Genomic DNA, 22,408 nt, shown 5'->3' on the forward strand with positions numbered 1-22,408 from the left:
CCTCTGATGCTTACCCGTCGCCTCCTGCTCGCCCTGGGCGCAGCGCTTCCCGTCGCCGGCGTGGCGCGAGCCCAGGCCGGGGCGATCGTCGCCAAGGTTCGGCTGGAGAATGGCCGCGCGGTGATCGATGCGCACATCAACGGCAAAGGCCCTTTTCCGTTCGTGATCGACACCGGCGCCGTGGTCAGCGGCGTCGAGGATGGGCTGGCGAAGTCGCTGGGACTGAAGTTTGTCCGCCAGGTCCGGCTGAACAGCGGCCGGACCTTTCCCCTCTATGCCGTCGATGACCTGGTCCTCGGCGGCGCGGTGCGCCAGCAGGGCGCGAGCCTGTTTGGGCTGAAGGCCGACCTCCGCGGCGGCGAGGGTCTTGTGGCGGCCGGCATGATGACCACCCACGACAGCATCCTGGATTTCGACCGGGAGGAGTGGAGGCTGTACCCAGGCGGATTGGCCGCGCGGCCGGGCTACAGCGAACTCGACTCCGAAATTCAGCTTGATCCGGGCAGTAACGGGTCGCGGCGAATTTCGGTGCAGGCCATGCTCGACGGCAAGCGGCTCAAGCTGCTGGTCGATACCGGCGCGCCGAGGATGGTGGTCTTGGACCCGGACATCGGCAAGGGGCTGGGCTATTGGGACGATGGCAAGGTGTTCGCCCCCGCCGCCTTCAACGGCATCGACGGAACTCTGGATCGGTCGGGGCGGACGGTTCGCGGCGAGGTCCTGGAGATCGGCCCTGGCCGCTTTGAGCGGCCGCTGGTGACGACGCGGTATCCTGGCGCGCCGGTTATTCGTGGCTTTGACGGCATCGTTGGCCTGCCGGTGCTGGAACGGCTGAACCTGTCGGTCGCCGCCGCGGCTCGCCGGCTCTGGGTACAGCCCAACGGTCGCCCGCAGCGACGGGAGACTGTCAATCGCAGTGGGCTGTGGCTCGACCCGGCCAACGGCGGCGCGCGGGTCGCCGTGGTCGGCACCGGCAGTCCGGCCGCGGCGGCCGGCCTCAAGGTCGGCGACCGAATCGCCGGGCCGGCGGCGTTCGGGGAGTTGCTGCGGCCGCTCGGCGGCGCGGTCGGCGAGACCGTGACCTTGCGCGTCGAGGGCCCAGGCGTCGCGCGGGACGTGAGCTTCGTCCTCGCGGACTATGTCTGAGCGACCCGATTTCTCTTGATCTGACGGCAAGAGGCGGCAAGTGGAACCTATGCGCCGCTTCCGTTTCACCGACCCCGATTTCAAGACCGTTTTCGCCGCCTTCCTGGACGAGCGACGCGGCCAGCCGGACGACGTCGATGCGGCGGCGGCCGAGGTCATCGCCGGCGTCAAGGCGCGGGGCCTGGAGGCCGTCCTCGACTACACCGCCCGCTTCGATCGGGTGATCCTGACCGAGCAGACCATCCGCGTCAGCCCTGAGGAGATCGCCGCCGGCGTCGCCGCCTGCGATCCCAAGGTGCGCGAGGCCATCGCCTTCGCCGCCGCCCGCATCCGCGCCTACCACGAGCGCCAGCGGCCGGCCGACCAGCGCTGGACCGACGAGGCGGGCGTCGAGCTGGGCTGGCGTTGGGGACCGCTGGAGAGCGTTGGGGTCTATGTGCCGGGGGGCAGGGCGGCCTATCCCTCGACGGTGCTGATGAACTGCGTGCCGGCCCAGGTGGCGGGCGTCGACCGTATCGCCATGGTCACACCGCCCGGCAAGCTGCAGCCGGCGGTGCTGGCGGCGGCGGCGGAAGCGGGCGTCACCGAGATCTGGCGGATCGGCGGGGCCCAGGCGGTGGCGGCGCTGGCCTATGGGGCAGGACCGATCGCCTCGGTCGACAAGATCGTCGGGCCGGGCAACGCCTATGTCACCGCGGCCAAGCGTCGGCTGTACGGGGTGGTCGGCATCGACGCCCTGGCCGGACCGTCGGAGATCGTGGTGGTGGCCGACGCCGACAACGACCCCGAATGGATCGCCGGCGACCTGCTGTCCCAGGCCGAACACGACCCGGCGGCGCAGTCGATCCTGATCACCGATGACGAGGCGCTGGCCGACCTGGTCGAGGCGGCCGTGCAGCGGCGGCTGGGCGAACTGGCGACCGGCCAGGACGCCGCCGCCAGCTGGCGCGACCACGGGGCGGTGATCATCGCGCCCCTGGCCCACAGCCCGGCCCTGGTCGACGCCATCGCCCCCGAGCACGTCGAGTTCTGCACCGACGACCCCGATTCCCTGGCCGACCAGGTGCGGCATGCCGGGGCGATCTTCCTGGGCAGGTTCACGCCGGAAGCCCTGGGCGACTACGTGGCCGGCTCCAACCATGTGCTGCCGACCAGCCGGGCGGCCAGGTTCCAGTCGGGGCTGTCGTTGTTCGATTTCCTCAAGCGCACCTCGGTGATCAAGGCCGGCGAGGCGGGCTTCCGCGTGCTGGGCCCGCACACCGTGGCCCTGGCCGAGGCCGAGGGCCTGCCGGCCCACGCCCTGTCGGCCGCCTTGCGGTTGCCGCGCGGCTGAACCCGGGTATCCTGCCCCCGACCCATGACCGACAAAGCCGCCCATCGCCTGCAGAGCATCGAGCTCGACGAGGATTCGCTGTCGGCGGCCTCCCGCGACCAGGAGCAGGAGCGGCAGGTCGCCATCTTCGATCTCCTGGAAGACAACTACTTCCAGCCGGCCGGGGCCGAGACCGGGCCCTATGACGTCAAGATCGCCCTGATCGACAACCGGCTGGCCATGGCCATCACCGGGCCGGGTTACGAGCAGACCCACCTCTTGTCGCTGTCGCCGTTCCGGACGGTGATCAAAGACTACTTCATGATCTGCGAGAGCTATTACGCGGCCATCCGCAACGCCACGCCGGCCCAGATCGAGGCCATCGACATGGGCCGGCGCGGCCTGCACAACGAGGGCAGCACGCTGTTGCAGGCCAGGCTCGAGGGCAAGGTGAAGACCGACCTCGACACCGCCCGGCGGCTGTTCACCCTGATCTGCGCGCTGCATTGGCGGGGATGAGCCCCTTCGACGCCACCCCTGGGGCGGTGCTGTTCACCTGCAACTTCAACCGGGTGCGCTCGCCCATGGCCGAGGCGCTGATGAAGCTGGCCTACGGCACGGCCATCTTCGTCGACAGCTGCGGGCTGAAGGCCGATCCGAGCGAGGTCGGCATGGACCCCTTCGCCGCCGTCGTTCTGGAGGAGCTGGGCATCGAGGCGGCGGGGCACAGGCCCAAGACCTTCGACATGCTGGAGGACGACAGTTTCGACGTCGTCATCTCCCTGACCGCCGAGGCGCAGCACCGGGCGGTGGAGCTGTCGCGGGGCCGGGCGGTCGATATCGAATACTGGCCGACCTATGACCCGACGCTGGCGACGGGTTCGCGCGAGCAGATGCTGGACGCCTACCGCCAGGTCCGCGACGAGCTGTACGGCCGCATCCGGCGCCGGTTCGGGCGGGTGGTGACGGCGGGCGGATGAGCGGAAATCGGACCATCGACCTTTCACCCCCTCTTGCGCTATAAGGCGCGCCATCGAGCCACGGCTCGCGCTCCGAATCGTGTGCGCGAGCCGTGTTGCTTTGCGGAAAGACCAACTGAGAGGCCGTATGGCTAAGGAAGAACTGCTCGAGTTTCCGGGCACCGTCAGCGAATTGCTGCCCAACGCGACGTTTCGCGTGAAGCTCGAAAACGACCATGAGATCATCGCCCACACGGCGGGCAAGATGCGCAAGAACCGCATCCGGGTGCTGGCCGGCGACAAGGTCCTGGTCGAAATGACGCCCTACGACCTGACCAAGGGCCGTATCACCTACCGCTTCAAGTAAGCCAAGCGATGACCAGCCGCCTGGTGCTGGGCAGCGCCAGCCCCCGCCGCCTTCAGCTTCTGGCGCAGGTGGGCGTAACGCCGGACCTGGTCGACCCCGCCGACATCGACGAGACCGTCCGCAAGGACGAGACGCCCCGCCTGCTGGTGGGGCGTCTGGCCGGCGAGAAGGCGGCCGCCGTGGCGGCGCGCCATCCGGACGCCTTCGTGCTGGGCGCCGACACCATCGTGGCGGTGGGAACCCGGGTGCTGGGCAAGCCGGTGGACGAGGCGGACGCCCGGCGGATGCTCAAACTGCTGTCCGGGCGCAGCCATAAGGTGCTGACCGGCGTCGCCGTGATCGCGCCGGGCGGGCGTAGCGCCAGCCGCATCGTCGAGAGCCGCATCACCTTCAAGCGGCTGACCCCCGCCGAGACCGACGCCTTCATCGCCTCGCGCGACTGGGACGACGCGGCCGGCGGCTACAAGATCCACCAGCGGGCCGGGGCCTTCGTCACCAACCTGCAAGGCAGTTTCACCGGCGTGGTCGGCCTTCCCCTCTATGAGACCCTGGCGCTGCTGACGGGCCTTGGCTGGACACGGCCGTGAGCCGGCGCGAGGCCTTTCTCGATCGGGGCGTCGGCGAGACGCGCGGCGTGGTGCTGCTGGACGGGCGGCCCGAGCGGCTGCTGATCCAGCGGGACGGCGATGCGCCGGCCCTGATGGTCGGGGCGCGCAGCGTGGCGCGGGTGCGGAGCGTCGAGGCGGCGTTCAATTCGGTCTTCCTGGATATGCCGGACGGGGCCGAGGCGATGGCTCCGCTGCGGACCGACACGCCCAAGCCGGTTCGTGGGGCCTTGGTTGAGGTGGAGATTCGCGGCGAGGCCCGCCGTGGCAAGCTGGCCAACGCCTGGCTGCTCGGCGAAGGGCAGGGGGAGCCGCGTCTGCTCACCCCCGCGCCGACCGTTGAGAAGGAGCTGCGGCAGCTGGCCAAGGCCGAGATGGTCACCATGGGGCTGGAAGCCCGCGAGGCGGCCGACGAGGCCGAGGCCGAGGCGCTGGCGGTGGTCCACCCGCTGCCGGGCGGCGGCAGCCTGGCCATCGAGCCGACCCGGGCGCTGACGGCCATCGACGTCGACACCGGCGAGCGGACCGGCGGTGATTCCAAGCGGGTGTCGCGGGCCGCCAACCTGGCGGCCATCACCACGGCGGCGCGGCTGCTGCGGCTGAAGGGCCTGGGCGGGCTCGTGGTCATCGACCTGGCCGGGCGCGGCCACGACGGGACAGCGATTCTGGCCGCCATGCGCGCAGCCTTCGCCGCCGACAACCCTGGGGTGGCGATCGGGCCGGTCAGCCGCTTTGGAACCCTGGAACTGACCATTCCGCGCCGCCGCCAGCCGGTGCTGGAGCGCCTGCTGGGCGAGGACGGCCGCCTGACGCCCCTGAGCGCCGCCCTGAGGCTGGCGCGGCTGCTGGAGCGGGAGGGCAGGGCGGATCCCGGCGGGCGGCTGACAGCCCGCTGCGGGCCGGCCGTGGCTGATTCCTTCAAGAGCCTGCACCCGGCCCTGGCCGATCGCCTTGGCGGCCGATTCACCATCGAGGCCCAGGCCGGATGGCTAAACGACCGGCTGGAAGTGAGCGCGTCATGAGCAATGCCTGCCCGATCTGCAGCAAGCCGGTCGATCCGGCGTTCCGGCCCTTCTGCTCCAAGCGTTGCGCCGACGTTGACCTGCACCGCTGGCTGTCGGGAAGCTACGTCATTCCCGGCCTCGAGGACGAGCCGAACACGGAAGACGAAGACCCGGACGAATAATCCGTCAAACCCGGCTGGACTTAGCGAAGACCCTCTTTTATAGACCCGTCTCCCGCGAGGGCGGGGCCTTTTCCAGGGCTTAGGCCTGGGTAGCTCAGTTGGTAGAGCAGCGGATTGAAAATCCGCGTGTCGCTGGTTCGATTCCGGCCCCAGGCACCACTCCCTTGCAGCCGCATGCGGCAATCTTCGCCCGTCGCGCGAACCGTCCAAAAATCCAATCAATCGACAAACGTCGTTCCGTCGAATTGCTGCAGTGCAATATGACTTTTCCCCCGCAAAGGGAAATTTCTTCGAAGCATGAGCAGTTCTACGTGCTGCATTGCAACATAACTGCATGGAACCGGGGGCGTCGCAGAACATTCATGTTGCGATGGGCCCTTGACGGCACAGAAAGGTGTTGCCAAAGGGCCAGTGCGCCAAGTCTAACTTGGTGCAGAAAGCATGTGGTTCAAGATCACACGCTCTCTGTGCGCCTTCAAAACGCCTTCGCTGGTTTGCACAAACAGCGGCGGGTGTAGCGGGTCGGGCGCAGCGAAAGCGTCTCGTTCGCGATCCATTCCGGATCGTGTGCGGGTAATATTTAGTCTAGGGTGGAGACGCTTCCGCGCGACGACCCTTCGGTCCAATAAGTGCTAGACCAAGCAGGAACTGGCGAAAGATGCTCGACAACAAACGAAAGACCCCCCTCATCGCTATGATCGGCGCCCTGGCGCTGATGGCGAGCGCCCCCGCTTTCGCTCAGGAAGCCGCGGCTCCCACTGCCGACGCCGCCGCCGCTCCGGCCGCTGCTGCTCCGGCGACCCCGGCCCCCGCGCCGGAACCAGAAGGAAAGGCCCCGCCTGTCATCGACAGCCACGGCGGCAAGCTGACCCCGGTGACCATGTTCATGGACGCCGAGCTGATCGTTAAGGTCGTCATGATCGGTCTGATCCTGGCCTCGATCTTCAGCTGGGTTCTGCTGATCACCAAGCTCATCGAGTTCGGCTCGCTGAACCGCAAGTCGGACCGCTTCGTCGAAGCTTTCCGCGGCGCCAAGTCGATCAACGACATGGGCCGGATCGCCATCTCCGAAGAATTCGAAGGCAACCCGCTGGCCGACATGGCCGCCGCGGCCGCCTCCGAAGTCGAACTGTCCCGCCAAGCGGGCCTGCAGGTCGGCGGCGAGCACCGTGAATCGACCATCGCCCGCGCCCAAACGGCCGTCGGCGCTGTTCAGTCCACGCTGTCCAAGCGCCTCTCGGGCGGCATGACCTTCCTGGCCTCGGTCGGTTCGTCGGGTCCGTTCATCGGTCTGTTCGGCACCGTCTACGGGATCATGAACTCCTTCATCGGTATCGCGAACACCAACACGACCAACCTGGCCGTCGTCGCGCCCGGTATCGCCGAGGCCCTGCTGGCCACCGGTATCGGTCTGTTCGCCGCCATCCCCGCGGTTATCTTCTACAACTACTTCCAGACCCGGATCTCGGGCTTTGGGGTCCGCACCGATGGTTTCACCGCTGAACTGATGAACGCCATTTCCCGGCAGCTCGACAAGGGGGCCTAACCCAGATGGCCGCCAAACTCGCAGGCTCCGGCGGCGGCAACAGGTACCAGGTCGAACAGAACAGCGAGATCAACGTCACGCCCTTCGTGGACGTCATGCTGGTCCTTCTGATCATCTTCATGGTGGCTGCGCCTCTCGCCAGCGTGTCGGTCGAGCTGAAGCTGCCCAAAGCGGTGGCTAAGCCCAGGCCGAACCCGCCTAAGCCGGTCTATATCTCGATCCAGAAAGGTGGGGCCCTGTACATCGGGGACTTCCCCACCGATCTGGCTTCCATTGGCGACGACCTCAAGAAGCAGATCGGTACCCGGGACCCCTCGAAAGAGCGGATCTTCATCCGAGCTGACAAAGAGGTCCGGTACGGAACCTTCATGACCGTTTTGAACGCGCTGCAGGACAACTACTTCTACAGCGTCGCGCTCATCGGTCAGGACGACAGCCGGGCCGAGGATCAGTAGCGCCATGACAGATCAGACCCAGGATATTACCCACCCGCTGCACAACCCGTTCGATGCTCCCAAGCAGAAGACGAGTCCTGTGGCCTGGCTGGTGGCGCTCGGGATCGTGTTCCTCTTCCACGCGATCATCGGCTACTACCTCTACACGATGCGCTTCACCATCAAGGAGCGTCTCTTCGAGGACGAGAAGCTGGACACCCAGCTGATCAAGCCCCCGCCGCCGCCGCCCCCGCCGCCGCCGCCGCCGCCTCCGACGGATAAGCCTCCGCCGCCGGCCAAGCTGCAGCCGCGTCCTCCGGTCGCCCCTCCGGCCGACCTTCCGCCGCCGCCGATCCTGCAGGCTCCGCCTGTTGAGAAGCGGGAAGTGCAGCCGCCGGCTCCGCCGGTGCTTGCGCCCCCCGCGCCTCCGGCTCCGCCCCGCAACCCGGTGATCACCAAGCCGGACTGGGTGCGTAAGCCGAGCGGTGACGCCGTGAACCGGGCCTACCCGGATCGCGCGCAACGGCAGAACATCGGCGGCCGCGTGACCCTGTCCTGCACCGTCAATGCCGACGGTACGGTCAGCGGTTGCTCGGTGGTCTCGGAAAACCCGGCCGACTACGGCTTCGGGGACGCCGCGATCCGCCTCAGCAAGCAGTTCAAGATGCGGCCTCAAACCGCGGACGGACAGCCTGTTGGCGGCGCCACGGTCCGGATCCCGCTCTCGTTCACGCCCGCTTCGGAGTAGGCGAGCCAGAGCGGGTCGACAGACCCAGACATGCGAAGGCCCCGGAGGAAACTCCGGGGCCTTTTGCTTTGGGCCCCGGCGCTTCGGCGCGATGAGAAAGACCGGCCGCTTATCGAAGCGGCGGATCCATTATACGGGCGGCGCGCGGCCTACAAAAAATGCGGGGATCGCCGCCGGCCGGCCCAAACCCCCGGTCCTGTTGGCTTTGGCGTGGCCTTGCTGTCGCCAGCCGTGGGTCCAGGCGTTGGTCGGAACGTTGGTCGGCAGTTGCCGGATGTTGGTCGCCGGGTGGCCGGGCCGACCAACGCCCCGGGCGGGCGACCGGATCAGCGCCTCGGAGCGGCTCAAATATGTCTAGACATATTGGCTAAGGCTTTGAGAGGGCGAGGTTTTTAGCCCGCAGCCAGGTCTCCATCCGGTCGTTGACGGCCTCGGGGGCCTCCTGCTGCACCCAGTGGGAGACGCCGGGCAGGCGGTTGAGCGTCAGGTCCGTCACCAGGCCCTCGTAGCCTTCGGTGAGTTCGAGACCGAGGGCGGCGTCCTCCTCGCCCCAGACCATCAGGGTCGGAACCGCGATCACCGGGCAGTCGGCGCGGGTCCAACGGTTCAGCTCGCCGGTGTTGGCCCGGTAGTAGTTGATCATGGCGGTCATGGCCCCGGGTTTCAGGGCATTGGCGCGGTAGTGGGCCAGCACCTCCTCGGGGAAGCGGCTCTTGTCGACGGCCATGTTGCTGAAGGCCTCGCCGGTGGCCCGGGCGCCGTTGCGGGTCAGCACCCATTCAGGCAGCCAGGGCAGCTGGAAGAAGACGGCGTACCAGGACTTCTTCCGCTGGGCGGCGCTGCGTTTGTAGACCTCGTTGAAGACGACGGGGTGGGGCACGTTCATGATCACCAGCCCGTCGATCGCCCGCCGCTGCTCGATGGCGAAGGCCCAGGCGATCAGCGCCCCCCAGTCGTGGGCGACCAGCAGCCGGCGCCTGGCCCCCAGGGCGTCGTAGAGGGCCGAGACGTCGTCCAGCAGGTGAGGCAGGCGGTAGGCGTCCTTGCCCTGGGGCCGGCTGCTGTCGCCATAGCCGCGCAGGTCCGGGGCCACGACGCGCCAGCCCAGCTTGGCCAGAAGCGGCAGCTGGTGGCGCCAGGAAAAGCGGCTCTCCGGGAAGCCGTGCAGGCAGAGGGCGACGTTGTCGCCTGCGCCGCACTCGTCGATGGTGAAGCTCAGGCCGTTGGCCTCGATCTGGCGGGTGCGGATGGCGGTCATGGGCCAAGCGTGCGGGGGAAGCCCGGTTCGCGCAAGTGTGCCTTGATCGATTCGCCACAAGCGACTAAACGGACGCCTCTTCGATGGAAATGCCGCCTTAGCTCAGCTGGTTAGAGCGCTAGATTGTGGATCTAGAGGTCCTCGGTTCGAACCCGAGAGGTGGTACCATCGGACGTCAGCGGGCTGGGCAGCGATGTCCGGCCCGTTTGCCATTCAGGGCTTCAATTCAGGCCGCTTAGCCAAACAAACGGCGGCTCAGACCTGTAGGCCGCCTTTTCGTCAGGTGAGAACCCGTTCCACATGAGCCGGAAGGTAAAGCCACCGGTTCCCGCTCCGTCGACCACGTAAAGCCAGTCCGATACCCGATCCGGCTGGATTTCGATCACGTCGCCCTCTGCAACCTCGTTGGTATATACCGGGTTGGCATTTACCACGCCCCAAAGGCGGCCATTCTTACTTTCGACGTCGCCGATATATACGTGCTCAACGGCTGCTCCCGGCTTTTTCGCCGCGAATGCATATTTGACAAGAGCCATCTCCACGGGCGGATTGTTACCAATGCCTTGTCGGTCGATGGCATGGCGAAACTCGGCGAACTTGGACTGGGCCTCCCCAATTGCCGCGTTCATCGCTGCGGACTCGCCGCTGAACCATGCGATGGGAGGCTGTTTTGGCTTCTTGAAAGGCCACATGGGATTCGCTTCTTGCTGATGACGAAGGGTAGCCTACCCGTCGTAACAACACCGAACACCCCTGCAGCACTATCTTGGCGGGCGGTGGTACAAGGTGGTTCTGCTAAGTCACGGAATTTTTTGGCATTGGGTTAGATTGTGGATCTAGAGGTCCTCAGTTCGAACCCGAGAGGTGGTATCATCGAGAATGCGAGTGAGGTCTTCTTGTAAAACGAGATTGAGCTCTGCGGCGCAAGTTTCTGTTTTAGCGAACGGCCGGCGGCGAAGGCGAGACGGTCGGGGCTGCAATCGGGGCCGGTGCCGTTGGTGGTGCGGCGCGCGTCTTGGTGGCGACTGTCGGCGTCAAGCGAGTGGCCGCCCTAGTAAAAGCGGAAAATGAGGTGGCTGCGCCAATCAGGAAGCAGAGCACCCCAGCGACGCCAAGGCCGTATGCGGCGGTGGCCCAGAATGTCGAACCCTTTACGCGCCTGTCTAGGTGGGCGGCCATATTCGCCGTAGGCTGCGCGCCACCAGCCCGGGCTAGCATCGCCTCATGTGCGGCCACACTTCCACCGCCAGCGTGGTCCTGGCTGCGTGCAAGCGCGATGATACCCGTCGCCGCTGCCCCGACGCCCAATGCCCAGGCCAAGCCGCCCCAGCCAAGCTGTACGAGATTGAGCTTATTCCTGAACTCTTGGTCGACGTTGCCGAGAAGCGCCAATACGGCGACAGCCGCGCCCCCGTTAATAAGAACGAGCGTCTTGAAGACCTCCATTGCAGTCTCTCGGACGCCGGCAACGCGAACGGCGATGTAGGCCCCATGCGCCTCAAGGCGGGCCTTCCAAACATCGGCTGGATTCAACGGAGGCAGTTGATCAGACACGGCAAGTCCCCTGCTCTTTGAAGTCGGTTTCACGGCGGCGCATTGTGTCGCTCGCCCTTGTCGAGGTGCAGCGAACGAGCGTTTTGCCCAAAGGAAGCAGGCGGGCGTCGGCCAAAGCAACCCCAAAACCCGACGCCATGGCTAGGTTAAGACCTGTTGGAAGGTCAGTGCGTAACTGTTGGGTTGAAAGGTAGCGTGTCTAACATCAAGCGGTCGGCCAGAACCCGCGACCCAATCCATGACGCACTGACGATCGTCCGACGAAATTCTTGCTCCGAGGATGATGCCCCTAACGGCATCGGTGGGCAGGCGATACGGTCCAGACCACCAGAGCCCCACCGCCCGCCACTCCTTCTCGTAGGACCAACCCAAGGATTTTCGAAGGAACGAACATGTGCTCAGAGCCTCCACATCCTTGATCGCATTGTAACTAGGACGATCGTCCGAATAGGCAACTGGAAGAGGACATAGAGCCCGAAGAATCGAGAAATCAAACTCAATGCAAATGCCCTTATGACTATCGCCGTAGTGAGACCACATCAGGTTTGAGGCTGGATCAGCTGAGAAGGAAAGGACGCCAGTCTCGCCGAGGTTGCGGTCGTAAGCGGCCTGGGCAATGGTCTCAAATCCCACGTCCTTGATGCGCCGCGTCATTTGAGCGCTGGTCTCCGCGACCTTCGCGCGTCGTGCGGCCCTAGAGAGATGAGGGTCGCGTCCTTTTGTAACCCAGCTTAGGAACGCCCGGCGTTCAGCCGCAGAGGACTCGAAGGTATTGTGCGGCCTACAGTCGTATGGGTCATTCAGTTGGTCAGGCTTGGCGAAATAGACCTCGGAGCGCACCACGATAGCCTCACTGAAGCGCTTTGCGGTGCCGCTGAGGCTTCGGTATTTGTATAGGCGGATTGGAGGCGTGGGCTGTTGGGCCAAGGCGTCCAGATAACCCTTCGAGAATACGAATTCCGCCATGTCTGAGTTCCTGTCGACAATGCGTCAGGTTGTGACAAGGCACAAAAGCGTCGCCACCTGCAAACGTCGATGCCACTAGGTTCTGTCAGTATTTAAGCGCTAGGAGCAGGTGGGTGTGCCCTAACTCACCGTCGTCACCCGCAAGCTCGCCGGGCACCGCGTCACTTACGCCACCACCAGCCCCTCGCGGACCCGCTCGAACACCAGGTCCACCTCGCAGCCGCCGACCGCCAGCTTCGGCAGGCTCAGCCGGTTCACGCCGGCCGGCAGTCTCGGCCGGGTGATGCGGACCTCGCCGGCGAAGGCGTCGACGTCGACGCCGAGTAGGGCCTGCAGCATCAGGAAGACCGAGCCGGCCGCCCAGGCCTGGGGTGAGCAGCTGACCGGGTAGGGGACCGGGGGTTCGCCGGGGCGGCGGGGGAAGCCGCAGTACAGCTCGGGCAGGGGCATACCCATCTCCGAGGCGCGGCAACGGCCCCTATCGCTTGGACGTCTTGCGACTGTGAAGGTTGTCGAAAATCCAGGCCCCGCCGATGGTGATCATGAACATGGCGAAGGCGGCCAGGATGCCGGACAGGAAGAGGGTTTCGGTCAGGGTGTGTTGCGGCATGGCGGGCTCCTTTGCTGAGCACTTTGCGGAGCGAGCGGCCCTGCGCCCTTGATCTGCGTCAACTCCTTGGCGCCCCTGGGCGCAGGCTCTTGTCTGCCGAGGGTGTAAGCAGGCGCTCAGCGGCTGCGGGGCAATGGTAAGGGAGCGACGACGCCCGGACGTAAACTGGCCTAAGCCACCAGGGCGTAGTCGGGCGAGCGGCGCAGCCGCGCGGCGTCCTTCAGAGGCGGCGCGCCAAAGAGGCGGCTGTAGTCCCGGCTGAATTGCGAGGGGCTCTCGTAGCCGACCGCGAAGCCTGCGCTTGCCGCGTCCATCGCCTCGACCACCATCATGCGTCGCGCCTCCTGGAGGCGAACGCGTGTGCGGTATTGCAGGGGGCTGAGCGTCGTGGCGGCTTTGAAGTGGCTGTAAAACGACGACGGGCTCATGCCGGCTTCAGCCGCGAGGCGCTCGACGCTGACGGGACTGGCGTAGTTGCGCCGCAGCCAGGCGACAGCGCGGCTGACCTTGGCAAGGCGGCTCTCCGTCGCCGCGATATGGCGGATCATCGGAGCCTGCGCCCCCGAAAGCAGCCGGTAGAGAATTTCCCGCTCGGCGAGCGGGGCAAGGGCCGGGGCGTCTTTCGGGGCATCGAGAAGGCGCGCCAGCCGCAGGGCGGCGTCGAGCAGGCCCGGCTCCACCTGGCTGACGCCGAGGGCGGGACCAACCGGTTCCGGCGCCGGTTCCAGCGAGGTCTGCAGCATGAGGTCGGAAAGGGTCGGCAGGTCGATGTCCAGCGCCAGGCAGAGGTAGGGCCGCTCCGGGCTGGCCTCGAGGACCGAGCCCGTCAGCGGCAGGTCGACGGACACGGTCAGGTATTTCGCCGGATCGTAGACGTAGCTGCGCCCGCCCAGCTCCACCTGCTTGCGCCCCTGGGCGATAATGCACAGCGAGGGCCGGTAAAGCGCCGGTACGGACTGGGTCGGCGTGCACGATCGGACAAGGCTGAGGCGGGGCAGGACGCTGGCGTGCATTCCGTCCGCCAGCGCGTGACGGGCGACTATATCGGCGAGTTCATCGATCGGGCGCATGCCGCACCCTGTCACCGCGCGCCCGGGAGGGGCAAGGGCCCGCCCAGGAAACTTGTAGGATCATGCAAGAATGACGGAGAGCCGTTCTACCGGCGCGGCGGCCGTTCAGGCGACAAGGCTCCGGCGCCGGCGACATCCCGTGTCGGCCCAGAAGGAGTCGAAAGTCATGTCCGACACCCAGAGCAAAGTTGTCGTCATTACCGGAGCAAGCAGTGGCATTGGCGAGGCGACGGCCCGCCGGCTGGCGGACGCCGGCATGAAGATTGTCCTCGGCGCGCGCCGAACCGACCGGCTGCAAACCCATGTCCAGGAGATCCGAGCCGCCGGCGGCGAGGCCGAATTCCAGGCGCTCGACGTCGCCGACCGCGCAGCGTTCGAGGCCATGGTCGCCTTCGCCGAGGCGCGCTTCGGCCGCGTGGACGTCCTGGTCAACAACGCCGGCGTGATGCCCCTGTCGCCGCTGGCGGCGCTGAAGGCCGACGAGTGGGACCAGATGATCGACGTCAATATCCGCGGGGTGCTGAACGGCATCGCGGCGGTCCTGCCACGCTTTCAGGCGCAGGGCTCGGGTCATGTGGTGAACGTCGCCTCGGTCGCCGCCTACGGGGTCTGGCCGACGACGGCGGTCTATTCGGCCACCAAGGCGGCGGTCTGGAACATCACCGAAGGACTCCGCCAGGAGCATTCGGAGATTCGCACCACCATCATCTCGCCCGGCGTGGTGGAAAGCGAACTGGCCACGACGATCACCGACCCCGATACCGCCGCCTATATCAACGAGGCGCGCAGGGTCGCTCTCAAGCCCGACGCCATCGCCCAGGCCATCCGCTACGCGCTCGAGCAGCCCGCCGACGTCGCCGTAAACGAGTTGATCGTGCGCCCGATGGGCGGGGCGTTCTGACGACTTGGCAGGGGCCGGGCCGCAAACCTCGCGGGCCGGCCCTTCCTGCCTCGGTCCTGCGCCCGACGCCGCGGGCCCAGAGGCCTGTCGGCGGCCGGCAAGGCCGGTGTCGCTAGCTCACCGTCGTCACCCGCAAGCTCGCCGGGCACCGCGTTGCCGACGCCACCACCAGCCCCTCGCGGACCCGTTCGAACACCAGGTCCACCTCGCAGCCGCCGACCGCCAGCTTCGGCAGGCTGAGCCGGTTCACCCCGGCCGGCAGTCTCGGACGGGTGATGCAGACCTCGCCGGCGAAGGCGTCGACGTCGACGCCCAGCAGGGACTGCAGCATCAGGAAGACCGAGCCGGCCGCCCAGGCCTGGGGCGAGCAGCTGACCGGGTAGGGGACGGGGGGCTCGCCGGGGCGGCGGGGGAAGCCGCAGAAGAGCTCAGGCAGGCGCATGCCCATCTCCGAGGCGGTGTCGAACATGCCGCGCAACAGCCGGCCCAGGTGGTGGCGGTCGCCGTAGCGGGCCATGCCGGCGGCGCAGACGGAGTTGTCGTGCGGCCAGATCGAGCCGTTGTGGTAGCTCATCGGATTGTAGCGGCTCTCGCCCCGGGCCAGGGTGCGGATGCCCCAGCCGGTGTTGAAGGCGGCGCTGGAAAGGGTGTCGATGACCCGCAGGGCGCGCTCGGGGCTGGGCAGGCCGACGAACAGCAGGTGGCCGGCGTTGGAGGTCAGGGGCCGGCACAGCTGGCCCTCGCCGTCGATAGCGATGCCGTAGCCGCCGACGTCGTCCATCCAGAAGCGGTCCTCGACCGACTGGCGCATGGCCTCGGCGCGGGCGGCCCAGGCGTCGCCGCCCGGCTCGCCCAGGCGCTCGGCCAGCTCGGCCATGGCCCGCCAGGCGGCGAAGGCGTAGCCCTGCACCTCGACCAGGGCGATGGGGCCGGGCGGGAAGCGGCCGTCGCTGTGGAAGACGCTGTCGTAGCTGTCCTTCCAGCCCTGGTTTGAGAGGCCGGTGCTGGCGGCGCGGGCGTAGTCGATCAGGCCGTCGCCGTTGGAATCGCCTTCGGTCTCAAGCCATTGGATCGCTTTCTTGAGGGCCGGCCAGATCTGGCGGATGAACTCCAGCTCGCCAGTGCGCCGGGCGTAGGCGCCGGCCAGGGCGACGAACAGCGGGGTGGTGTCGACGCCGCCATAGTAGAGGCCGAAGGGCACCTCGCCGAGCGAGGCCATCTCGCCCAGGCGGGTCTCATGCATGATCTTGCCGGGCGCGGAGTCGCGGAAGGCGTTGGTCTCGGTCGCCTGGCGGCCGGCCAGGTAGGAGAGCACGCCGCGCGCCAGACCGGGGTCGAACAACAGCATCTGCCAGGCGGTGAGGATGCCGTCGCGGCCGAACGGCGTCGAGAACCAGGGGATGCCGGCATAGGGGTAGCGGCCGGTCTTCAGGTCGGTGGTCAGCAGGGCCAGGTCGACCCGCGACTGGGTGGTCCAGCGGTTGAAGGCGGGGCTGTCGCTGCGCGGGGTGACGCCCAGGCGCGAGCGGGTGCGCATGGTCTTGCGGGCGGCGGCGGTGGCGATGCGGAAGCGGCGGCCGTCGGGGATGTCCTCGAAGGCCGCGCCGACCTCCAGGTAGAGCTCGTAGGAGGTGCGGGGCTGGAAGGAGGCCAGGAAGTCGGCGCGGTCCGCGTGCAGCCGGGCCGGCGGCTCGGAGAAGGCGATGACGCTGGTGCGGGCAACGCCGTCGAGCCCTTCGTAGCGGAAGGTGACGTGGCGGCCGTCGACGACGGGGCGTTCGAGGTGGCCGCGCTTGCGGCGGGTCTGGCCGCGGACCTCGAAGATGTCGCGGAAATCGGCGGCGAACTCGATGGAGACCGGGGCCAGCACCTCGTCGAGGCCGTGGTTGGTCAGCTTGATGCGCTCGTACAGGCGGTCGTTGTGGACGACCCGCTGGCGCTCGACATGCAGCACGCCCGGCGGCACCTGCCGGCCGCCGGCCGGGGGCAGGGGCCGGTTGGCGCCGTGGAAGGTGAAGAGGACGTTGTCGCTGGAGACCCCGGAACTGAGCAGGGTCGGTCCGGCCCCGCCGATCAACAGCTTCAGCCGCGAGAGGATGCGGGTGTCGGCGTCGAACAGGCCGTCGGAGCCGCCGAGGATGTCGCCATGGCCGTCGGCCACCAGGAAGCAGTCGCCGGCCTTGAGGGCCAGCATCCGCAGGGGACCTTCGTTGCGCTGTTCGTCGAGGGCTGGAGCGATGACGGCGATGTCGTTCATTCGGCCTCCAGGCGCATCCGGCAGCAGATCGGCCGGATGCGTCGCCGTCAGGCGATGCGGGCCAGGTCCAGGTCTTCCTCGGTGTTCAACGGCGAATCAGGCGGATCGGTTTCCGCGAACGGACAGCCGGCCAGACGATCCGCGTAGAGGGTAACGTATCGCCGGGCCATGGCCACCGCCGAGAAGCGCAGTTCGAAGCGGGCGCGGATGGCGGCGCGGTCCAAGGCCAGGGCCCTGGGGACGGCGGCGACGGCCTCTTCCAGGCTGTCCACCAGCCAGCCGGTCTCGCCCGGCTGGATGACCTCGGTGGTCGAGCCGTTGCGCCAGGCGATGACCGGCGTACCGCAGGCCATGGCCTCGATCATCACCAGGCCGAAGGGTTCGGGCCAGTCGATGGGGAAGAGCAGGGCCTCGGCGCCGCCCAGGAAGATCGACTTCTGGGCCTCGTTGATCTCGCCGATGAATTCGATGCTGGGGTCGCCCTCGATGAGCGGCTGGATGACGTCGGCGAAGTACTGGCGGTCGGCGCCGTCGATCTTGGCGGCGATCTTCAGCGGCATGCCGGCGGCCCGGGCGATGGCGATGGCGCGATCGGGGCGCTTTTCCGGCGAGATGCGGCCGAGGAAGGCCAGGTAGCCAGAGCCGCGCGGCGAATAGTCGAGCAGGGCGGAAGGCAGGCCGTGCTGCACCGTGCCGGCCCAGCTGGCCAGCGGCAGGCCGCGGCGCTGGTCGTCGGAGATGGAGACCAGCGGATAGCTGGACCAGCGCTCATAGACGGCGGGCAGGTCCTTCAGGTCGACGCGGCCGTGCAGGGTGGTCAGGGTGCGGTGGGCGATGTCCTCGAACAGGGGGAACTGGATCATGTCGGTGTGGAAGTGGATGAGGTCGAACTCATGGGCCCGGCGGCGAACCTCGCTGAGCATGGTCATATGGGCGGCGAGGTCGGACTTCAGAGGCGCCGGGTCGAGGCGGATGGCCTGGTCGCGGCCGGGACAGAGGGTGGCGAGGGTCTTGGATTCACCGCTGGCGAACAGGGTGACCTCATGGCCGAGCTCGACGAGGGCGTCGGTCAGATAGGCGACGACCCGCTCGGTGCCGCCGTAGAGCAGCGGGGGGACAGCCTCATAGAGAGGGGCGACCTGGGCGATTTTCACTGAGGATACTCCGGACGCGGCCGTCAATCGGGCCAAAGCTTCGAAGGCGCGACTCGCGGTCTTGGTTCCTTCACAATTTACGCAATACGGGTTGTGGCGCTGATGGCGCGGCAAACGGGCATTCAGCGCCTTTCGAACGGGCGCGGAAAGCGGCGTGGTTGTGTTGTCATGCCAGTCGCCTAGTATCAGGACGGGGATGAGCCAGCCGACAGCTTCCGTGCCGAGCGTACCGCCTGACGGGTCTGTCGATCCGTCGGGGTTCGACCGGGCGCATGCGGCGATGATGGCCGACAAGACCCTGCAGCACGTGCTGCCCGGCCTGCCCGAGCGCAAGCCGCCGCCGCAGTGGAGCCTGCCGCTCCTCGAGGGGCTGGGGGCGATCAGCGGCGGCGTCACCTTCCTGGTCTGGACGGTGATCATCCTGGGCGTCGCCTTCGTCATCTTCCTGATCGTGCGCGAGCTTTACGGCGTGCAGCTGGGCTGGAAGGGCGGCAAGGGCAAGGCCAGGACCGGGGCCACCGACTGGCGGCCGGACCGGGAGAAGGCGCGCATCCTGCTGCTCGACGCCGACGCGCTTGCCGCCGAGGGGCGCTTCGACGAGGCGGTGCACATGCTGCTGCTGCGCGGGGTGGCCGACATCACCGCCCGGCGGCCGCGGCTGATCGGCCCGGCCCTGACCAGCCGCGACATCGCCGCCCTGCCAGACCTGCCGGAGACGGCGCGGCCGGCCTTCGCCCTGATCGCCGAGATCGTCGAGCGCAGCTTCTTCGGCGGCCGGCCCGTCGACGAGGCCGGCTGGCTGCAGGCCCGCGAGGCCTATGAGCAGCTGGTGTTCTCGGGGACCTGGTCATGACCCTGGTTCCCGGACGCCGCACCCGCAAGCGCGGGAGCAACCCCTTCTCGCCGGTGCTGGTGCTGTGGCTGGTGGCCGTCGGCGTGCTGGCCTTCATCGGCAGCCTGGTGATGGGCGCCTTCGGCGACGACTTCAAGAAGGGCGACAACGGCGGGGCCCACGCCCTGTCGCGCTCGGCGGTCGGCTATGCCGGGATCATCGAGCTGTTGCGGGCCAGCGGCGTCGAGGTGGCCATCGACCGCACCGGCTACACCGACGATCCGGGCCATCCGCTGGTGGTGCTCGCGCCGCAGGTCTTCGCCTCGCCCGAGGCGCTCCAGGAGGTGGTCAACGACGGGCCGCGGCTGATCGTCCTGGCGAAATGGGCGCCGGGCCGGCATCCGACCCGCATGGGCTGGGTGCGCGGCCGCGACACCGTCCCCGAGGGCATGGTCGCCGAGGTGCTGGAGGGCATCGCCGAGGGAACCAAGCTGGACGAGGACAGGGCCAACCGGCCGCGCCGGCTGCTGCGGCCGGACGGTTCGCTGTTCGCCGCGACCGGCCGGATGGACCGTCTGCGGACCCTCACACTGGGCAAGGGCTGGCGGCCGGTGATCGTCGCCGAGGGCGGCGGGGTGGTGCTGGCGCAGTCCAACAGCAGTTTCATCCTGTCGGATCCCGACCTGATCAACACCCACGGGATCAGCGACAAGGCGACGGCGCGAGCCGGCCTCAAGCTGCTGGCGCTGGCGCTGGGGACCGGCGAGGGGGTGGTGTTCGACGTCTCGCTGAACGGCCTGCAGAACCGGCGCAACATGCTGGAGGTGATGCTGCAGCCGCCATTCCTGGGGGTGACCCTGGCGCTGGGTCTGGCGGCGCTGCTGCTGGGCATGCAGGCGATGGGCCGGTTTGGGCCGCCGATCGAGAAGGCCCGGGCCATCGCCCTGGGCAAACGCGGCCTGGCCGACAACACCGCCGCCCTGATCCGGCTGGCGCGCCGGGAGCATGCCATGGTCGAGCGCTACGCCCTGTGGGTGCGGGCCGAGGCGGCGCGCGCGGTGGGCGCGCCGCACGCCCTGTCGGACGATGAGCTGGAGGCGCTGCTCGACCGGCTGTCGGCGCAGGCCAACCTGACCCCCTTCACCACGCTGCGCGCCCGCGCGGCGGCGGCCAAAGACATCGGCGCGGCGCTCGAGGCGGCGCGCCACCTCTATTCCTGGAGACTGGAGATGACCCGTGAACGTCGTTGACGTGCAAGGACTGGCGGCTCGCATCCGCGCCGAAATCGCCAAGACGGTGGTCGGCCAGGCCGACACCGTCGACCTGATGCTGATCGCCCTGCTGGCCAAGGGCCACATCCTGCTGGAGGGCCCGCCGGGCACGGCCAAGACCCTGCTGGCCCAGACCTTCGCCCGGACCCTGGGGGTGAGTTTCGGCCGCATCCAGTTCACCCCGGACCTGATGCCCGGCGACATCGTCGGGGCCAACATCTTCAACTTCCAGACCAGCAGCTTCACCCTGACCCGGGGGCCGATCTTCTGCGACCTCCTGCTGGCCGACGAGATCAACCGCACGCCGCCCAAGACCCAGGCGGCCCTCTTGGAAGCCATGCAGGAGCGGACCGTCACTCTGGACGGCAAGCGCCATGAGCTGGGCGAGCGGTTCATGGTGGTGGCCACCCAGAACCCGATCGAGCAGCAGGGGGTCTATCCGCTGCCCGAGGCGCAGCTGGACCGCTTCCTGTTCAAGCAGACGCTGAGCTATCCCAGCGCCGCCGAGGAGAAGGCCATCGTCGCCCGCTTCGGCGGCCGCACCGGCCAGCCGGACCCGGTCGAGATGGGGGTGCAGAAGGTGGTCGAAGCCGCCGAGCTGGCCGCCATCGCCGAGCTGCTGGCCAGCATTCGGCTGACCGAGGAGATCGGCAGCTATGTCGTCGACATCGTCCGCGGCACCCGCGAGTCGGCCGACTTCGAGACCGGGGTGTCGCCGCGCTGCGCCGCCAGCCTCGCGACCGCGGCCCGGGCCCGGGCGGTGCTGAACGGCCGCGACTACGTCATCCCCGACGACATCAAGGCCCTCAGCCTGCCGGCCCTGCGCCACCGGGTGATCCTGTCGCCGGCGGCCGAGATCGAGGGCCGCAAGGTCGATGACGCGCTGAACACCCTGATCGGCCAGATCGAGGCGCCTCGGTGATCTATCCGACGCGCACCGCCGTCGTGCTGACCGCCATGGGCGCGCCCCTGGCCGCGGCCGCCGGCGTGTTCGCGGCCAGCTACTGGGTGGTGGGCGTCGCCTGGTCGGCGCTGGTGTTCGTGCTGATGCTGCTGGACGCCGGGCTGACGCGGCTTCGGCGGGCGCCGGAGATCGTGCTCGAGGCGCCGGGGGTGCTGGCGGTCGGGGCGGGGGCCGAGGCCAGGGTCGGGGTGCTGTTCACCAATATCTTCACGCCCCGTCGGGTCGAGATGATGCTGGAGGGCAATGAGCTGATCGGCATCGCGCCCCGCAAGGCCACCGTCGAGGTCAGCGACAAGGAGACAGCGGCGGCCTTCACGGTGACGCCGCACCGGCGCGGCGAGGCGGTGCTGGAGAAGCTATGGCTGCGCTGGACGGGGCCGCTGGGCCTGTCTTGGGCGCAGGTCGTGCATCCGCTGGACTATGCGGCGCCGGTGACGCCCAACATCGCGGCGGTCAAGGAAGAGGCCCTGCGGCTGTTCTCGCGCGACGCCCTGCATGGGCTGAAGGAGCAGATCGAGACCGGGGAGGGGACCGAGTTCCACGCCCTGCGCGACTTCGTGGCCGGCATGGACCACCGGACCATGGACTGGAAGCAGTCGGCCCGGCACGGCAAGCTGGTCGCCCAGGAGCGGCGCACCGAGCGCAACCACACCATCGTCCTGGCGCTGGACACCGGCCGGACCATGGCTGAGCCGCTGGACGGCCTGCCGCGCATCGACCGGGCCATCAACGCCGCCCTGCTGCTGGCCTATGTCGGGCTGGCGACCGGCGACCGGATCGGCATGTTCGCCTTCGACGCCAGGCCGCGGCTGTCGACCGGCGCGACGAGCGGGGTGCAGTCCTTCCCGCTGATCCAGCGGCTGGTGTCGCGGCTCGACTACGCCAGCGAGGAGGCCAACTTCACCCTTGGCCTGACCACCCTGGCCGGCGACCTGGACCGCCGCTCGCTGATCGTCATGTTCACCGAGTTCACCGACAGCATCGGCGCCGAGCTGATGATGGAGAACCTGCGCCGGCTGTTGAAACGCCACCTGGTGCTGTTCGTGCTGATGCGCGACGAGGAGCTGGAGACACTGGCGAAGGCGGAACCGATCGACAGCGCCGACGTCTCGCGGGCGGTGACCGCCGCCTCGCTGATCCGTGAGCGGGAGGTGGTGATGATGCGCCTGCGCCGGATGGGCGTGCAGCTGGTCGAGGCGCCGGCGAACGCGGTCGGCCCGGCACTGATCAACGCCTATCTCGACATCAAACGCCGCAACCTGCTGTAG

General features: G+C 68.0%; 24 protein-coding genes and 2 tRNA genes. 18 read left to right on the forward strand and 8 right to left on the reverse strand.

Features of this window, described 5'->3' with window-relative positions; genetic code table 11:
* The first annotated feature begins 6 nt into the window (after positions 1-6).
* From AC1RSK_RS20620 to AC1RSK_RS20675, 12 genes are all read left to right on the forward strand, one after another.
* Entirely contained in the window at positions 7-1,146 is a 1,140-nt protein-coding gene (locus AC1RSK_RS20620; protein WP_492909565.1) for a hypothetical protein, read from the forward strand.
* A gap of 49 nt (positions 1,147-1,195) precedes the next feature.
* Complete coding sequence (gene hisD, locus AC1RSK_RS20625) at positions 1,196-2,479, forward strand: histidinol dehydrogenase (protein ID WP_492909566.1); 1,284 nt, start codon at positions 1,196-1,198, stop codon at positions 2,477-2,479.
* Positions 2,480-2,503: 24 nt separating this feature from the next.
* On the forward strand, positions 2,504-2,977 hold the full coding sequence (locus AC1RSK_RS20630) for a UPF0262 family protein (RefSeq protein WP_492909567.1): 474 nt from the start codon (positions 2,504-2,506) through the stop codon (positions 2,975-2,977).
* A complete protein-coding gene (locus AC1RSK_RS20635; RefSeq protein WP_492909568.1) occupies positions 2,974-3,438 on the forward strand; it encodes an arsenate reductase/protein-tyrosine-phosphatase family protein in 465 nt (154 codons plus the stop codon). The genes AC1RSK_RS20630 and AC1RSK_RS20635 overlap by 4 nt, the downstream gene beginning before the upstream one ends.
* A 127-nt stretch (positions 3,439-3,565) precedes the next feature.
* Positions 3,566-3,784, forward strand: a complete 219-nt coding sequence (infA, locus tag AC1RSK_RS20640) for a translation initiation factor IF-1 (protein WP_004617696.1) — start codon at positions 3,566-3,568, stop codon at positions 3,782-3,784.
* A gap of 8 nt (positions 3,785-3,792) precedes the next feature.
* On the forward strand, positions 3,793-4,371 hold the full coding sequence (locus AC1RSK_RS20645; RefSeq protein WP_492909569.1) for a Maf family protein: 579 nt from the start codon (positions 3,793-3,795) through the stop codon (positions 4,369-4,371).
* Entirely contained in the window at positions 4,368-5,411 is a 1,044-nt protein-coding gene (locus AC1RSK_RS20650) for a ribonuclease E/G (protein ID WP_492909570.1), read from the forward strand. Before AC1RSK_RS20645 ends, AC1RSK_RS20650 begins: the two co-directional genes overlap by 4 nt.
* A complete protein-coding gene (locus AC1RSK_RS20655; RefSeq protein WP_492909571.1) occupies positions 5,408-5,575 on the forward strand; it encodes a DNA gyrase inhibitor YacG in 168 nt (55 codons plus the stop codon). The genes AC1RSK_RS20650 and AC1RSK_RS20655 overlap by 4 nt, the downstream gene beginning before the upstream one ends.
* 83 nt (positions 5,576-5,658) lie before the next feature.
* Positions 5,659-5,734 (forward strand) — tRNA-Phe (locus tag AC1RSK_RS20660).
* 499 nt (positions 5,735-6,233) lie between these two features.
* The gene (locus tag AC1RSK_RS20665) at positions 6,234-7,121 is read left to right on the forward strand and encodes a MotA/TolQ/ExbB proton channel family protein (protein WP_492909572.1); all 888 of its coding nucleotides are present in this window, start codon (positions 6,234-6,236) and stop codon (positions 7,119-7,121) included.
* 5 nt (positions 7,122-7,126) lie between these two features.
* Positions 7,127-7,576: a biopolymer transporter ExbD gene (locus tag AC1RSK_RS20670; protein ID WP_492909573.1), complete on the forward strand. Its 450-nt coding sequence runs from the start codon at positions 7,127-7,129 to the stop codon at positions 7,574-7,576.
* Between the two features lie 4 nt (positions 7,577-7,580).
* On the forward strand, positions 7,581-8,303 hold the full coding sequence (locus AC1RSK_RS20675; protein ID WP_492909574.1) for an energy transducer TonB: 723 nt from the start codon (positions 7,581-7,583) through the stop codon (positions 8,301-8,303).
* Between the two features lie 367 nt (positions 8,304-8,670).
* On the opposite strand, the gene AC1RSK_RS20680 is transcribed toward AC1RSK_RS20675, so the two are convergent.
* The gene (locus tag AC1RSK_RS20680) at positions 8,671-9,561 is read right to left on the reverse strand and encodes an alpha/beta fold hydrolase (protein ID WP_492909575.1); all 891 of its coding nucleotides are present in this window, start codon (positions 9,559-9,561) and stop codon (positions 8,671-8,673) included.
* A gap of 91 nt (positions 9,562-9,652) precedes the next feature.
* Between AC1RSK_RS20680 and AC1RSK_RS20685 the strand changes: the two genes are divergently transcribed.
* Positions 9,653-9,729, forward strand: a tRNA-His gene (locus AC1RSK_RS20685).
* A 53-nt stretch (positions 9,730-9,782) separates the two neighbouring features.
* Here AC1RSK_RS20685 and AC1RSK_RS20690 read toward each other — a convergent pair.
* From AC1RSK_RS20690 to AC1RSK_RS20710, 5 genes are all read right to left on the reverse strand, one after another.
* A complete protein-coding gene (locus AC1RSK_RS20690; RefSeq protein ID WP_492909576.1) occupies positions 9,783-10,253 on the reverse strand; it encodes a DUF2314 domain-containing protein in 471 nt (156 codons plus the stop codon).
* A gap of 1,003 nt (positions 10,254-11,256) precedes the next feature.
* Positions 11,257-12,081, reverse strand: coding sequence for a DUF2971 domain-containing protein (locus AC1RSK_RS20695; RefSeq protein ID WP_492909577.1), 825 nt, complete (start codon positions 12,079-12,081; stop codon positions 11,257-11,259).
* Positions 12,082-12,246: 165 nt separating this feature from the next.
* A complete protein-coding gene (locus tag AC1RSK_RS20700; RefSeq protein ID WP_492909578.1) occupies positions 12,247-12,531 on the reverse strand; it encodes a hypothetical protein in 285 nt (94 codons plus the stop codon).
* A gap of 28 nt (positions 12,532-12,559) precedes the next feature.
* On the reverse strand, positions 12,560-12,691 hold the full coding sequence (locus AC1RSK_RS20705) for a hypothetical protein (protein WP_492909579.1): 132 nt from the start codon (positions 12,689-12,691) through the stop codon (positions 12,560-12,562).
* A 170-nt stretch (positions 12,692-12,861) separates the two neighbouring features.
* Positions 12,862-13,761, reverse strand: coding sequence for an AraC family transcriptional regulator (locus tag AC1RSK_RS20710; RefSeq protein WP_492909580.1), 900 nt, complete (start codon positions 13,759-13,761; stop codon positions 12,862-12,864).
* Positions 13,762-13,927: 166 nt separating this feature from the next.
* Here AC1RSK_RS20710 and AC1RSK_RS20715 point away from each other — a divergent pair, with 166 nt between their 5' ends.
* Positions 13,928-14,662 (forward strand): SDR family oxidoreductase, encoded by a 735-nt coding sequence (locus tag AC1RSK_RS20715; protein WP_492909581.1) that lies wholly within the window; start codon positions 13,928-13,930, stop codon positions 14,660-14,662.
* Between the two features lie 112 nt (positions 14,663-14,774).
* Here the strand turns inward: AC1RSK_RS20715 and AC1RSK_RS20720 are convergent, their stop codons facing one another.
* Both AC1RSK_RS20720 and AC1RSK_RS20725 read right to left on the reverse strand, forming a co-directional pair.
* Positions 14,775-16,919: an amylo-alpha-1,6-glucosidase gene (locus AC1RSK_RS20720; RefSeq protein ID WP_492909582.1), complete on the reverse strand. Its 2,145-nt coding sequence runs from the start codon at positions 16,917-16,919 to the stop codon at positions 14,775-14,777.
* Positions 16,920-16,966: 47 nt separating this feature from the next.
* Positions 16,967-18,073: a glycosyltransferase family 4 protein gene (locus AC1RSK_RS20725; protein WP_492909583.1), complete on the reverse strand. Its 1,107-nt coding sequence runs from the start codon at positions 18,071-18,073 to the stop codon at positions 16,967-16,969.
* Positions 18,074-18,269: 196 nt separating this feature from the next.
* Here AC1RSK_RS20725 and AC1RSK_RS20730 point away from each other — a divergent pair, with 196 nt between their 5' ends.
* Genes AC1RSK_RS20730 through AC1RSK_RS20745 form a run of 4 tightly spaced genes read left to right on the forward strand, consistent with a single transcriptional unit; the run spans position 18,270 to position 22,408 of the window.
* Positions 18,270-18,926 carry a DUF4129 domain-containing protein gene (locus AC1RSK_RS20730; protein WP_492909584.1) on the forward strand — a complete coding sequence of 219 codons (657 nt, stop codon included), beginning with the start codon at positions 18,270-18,272 and terminating at the stop codon, positions 18,924-18,926.
* Positions 18,923-20,155: a hypothetical protein gene (locus tag AC1RSK_RS20735; protein WP_492909585.1), complete on the forward strand. Its 1,233-nt coding sequence runs from the start codon at positions 18,923-18,925 to the stop codon at positions 20,153-20,155. The genes AC1RSK_RS20730 and AC1RSK_RS20735 overlap by 4 nt, the downstream gene beginning before the upstream one ends.
* Complete coding sequence (locus AC1RSK_RS20740) at positions 20,142-21,098, forward strand: AAA family ATPase (protein WP_492909586.1); 957 nt, start codon at positions 20,142-20,144, stop codon at positions 21,096-21,098. Before AC1RSK_RS20735 ends, AC1RSK_RS20740 begins: the two co-directional genes overlap by 14 nt.
* Positions 21,095-22,408: a DUF58 domain-containing protein gene (locus tag AC1RSK_RS20745; RefSeq protein WP_492909587.1), complete on the forward strand. Its 1,314-nt coding sequence runs from the start codon at positions 21,095-21,097 to the stop codon at positions 22,406-22,408. Before AC1RSK_RS20740 ends, AC1RSK_RS20745 begins: the two co-directional genes overlap by 4 nt.

The sequence above is a fragment of the Caulobacter sp. GW821-FHT11A05 genome, from assembly GCF_058809015.1.

Bases quoted from the DNA above. Each gene is read 5' to 3' on its own strand.
- AC1RSK_RS20700 (WP_492909578.1), bottom strand. From the start codon at position 12,531: ATGCCCCTGCCCGAGCTGTACTGCGGCTTCCCCCGCCGCCCCGGCGAA.
- AC1RSK_RS20695 (WP_492909577.1), bottom strand. From the start codon at position 12,081: ATGGCGGAATTCGTATTCTCGAAGGGTTATCTGGACGCCTTGGCCCAA.
- AC1RSK_RS20680 (WP_492909575.1), bottom strand. From the start codon at position 9,561: ATGACCGCCATCCGCACCCGCCAGATCGAGGCCAACGGCCTGAGCTTC.
- infA (WP_004617696.1), top strand. From the start codon at position 3,566: ATGGCTAAGGAAGAACTGCTCGAGTTTCCGGGCACCGTCAGCGAATTG.
- AC1RSK_RS20655 (WP_492909571.1), top strand. From the start codon at position 5,408: ATGAGCAATGCCTGCCCGATCTGCAGCAAGCCGGTCGATCCGGCGTTC.
- hisD (WP_492909566.1), top strand. From the start codon at position 1,196: ATGCGCCGCTTCCGTTTCACCGACCCCGATTTCAAGACCGTTTTCGCC.
- AC1RSK_RS20675 (WP_492909574.1), top strand. From the start codon at position 7,581: ATGACAGATCAGACCCAGGATATTACCCACCCGCTGCACAACCCGTTC.
- AC1RSK_RS20690 (WP_492909576.1), bottom strand. From the start codon at position 10,253: ATGTGGCCTTTCAAGAAGCCAAAACAGCCTCCCATCGCATGGTTCAGC.
- AC1RSK_RS20720 (WP_492909582.1), bottom strand. From the start codon at position 16,919: ATGAACGACATCGCCGTCATCGCTCCAGCCCTCGACGAACAGCGCAAC.
- AC1RSK_RS20630 (WP_492909567.1), top strand. From the start codon at position 2,504: ATGACCGACAAAGCCGCCCATCGCCTGCAGAGCATCGAGCTCGACGAG.
- AC1RSK_RS20705 (WP_492909579.1), bottom strand. From the start codon at position 12,691: ATGCCGCAACACACCCTGACCGAAACCCTCTTCCTGTCCGGCATCCTG.
- AC1RSK_RS20730 (WP_492909584.1), top strand. From the start codon at position 18,270: ATGAGCCAGCCGACAGCTTCCGTGCCGAGCGTACCGCCTGACGGGTCT.
- AC1RSK_RS20710 (WP_492909580.1), bottom strand. From the start codon at position 13,761: ATGCGCCCGATCGATGAACTCGCCGATATAGTCGCCCGTCACGCGCTG.
- AC1RSK_RS20715 (WP_492909581.1), top strand. From the start codon at position 13,928: ATGTCCGACACCCAGAGCAAAGTTGTCGTCATTACCGGAGCAAGCAGT.
- AC1RSK_RS20670 (WP_492909573.1), top strand. From the start codon at position 7,127: ATGGCCGCCAAACTCGCAGGCTCCGGCGGCGGCAACAGGTACCAGGTC.
- AC1RSK_RS20635 (WP_492909568.1), top strand. From the start codon at position 2,974: ATGAGCCCCTTCGACGCCACCCCTGGGGCGGTGCTGTTCACCTGCAAC.
- AC1RSK_RS20620 (WP_492909565.1), top strand. From the start codon at position 7: ATGCTTACCCGTCGCCTCCTGCTCGCCCTGGGCGCAGCGCTTCCCGTC.
- AC1RSK_RS20665 (WP_492909572.1), top strand. From the start codon at position 6,234: ATGCTCGACAACAAACGAAAGACCCCCCTCATCGCTATGATCGGCGCC.
- AC1RSK_RS20645 (WP_492909569.1), top strand. From the start codon at position 3,793: ATGACCAGCCGCCTGGTGCTGGGCAGCGCCAGCCCCCGCCGCCTTCAG.
- AC1RSK_RS20735 (WP_492909585.1), top strand. From the start codon at position 18,923: ATGACCCTGGTTCCCGGACGCCGCACCCGCAAGCGCGGGAGCAACCCC.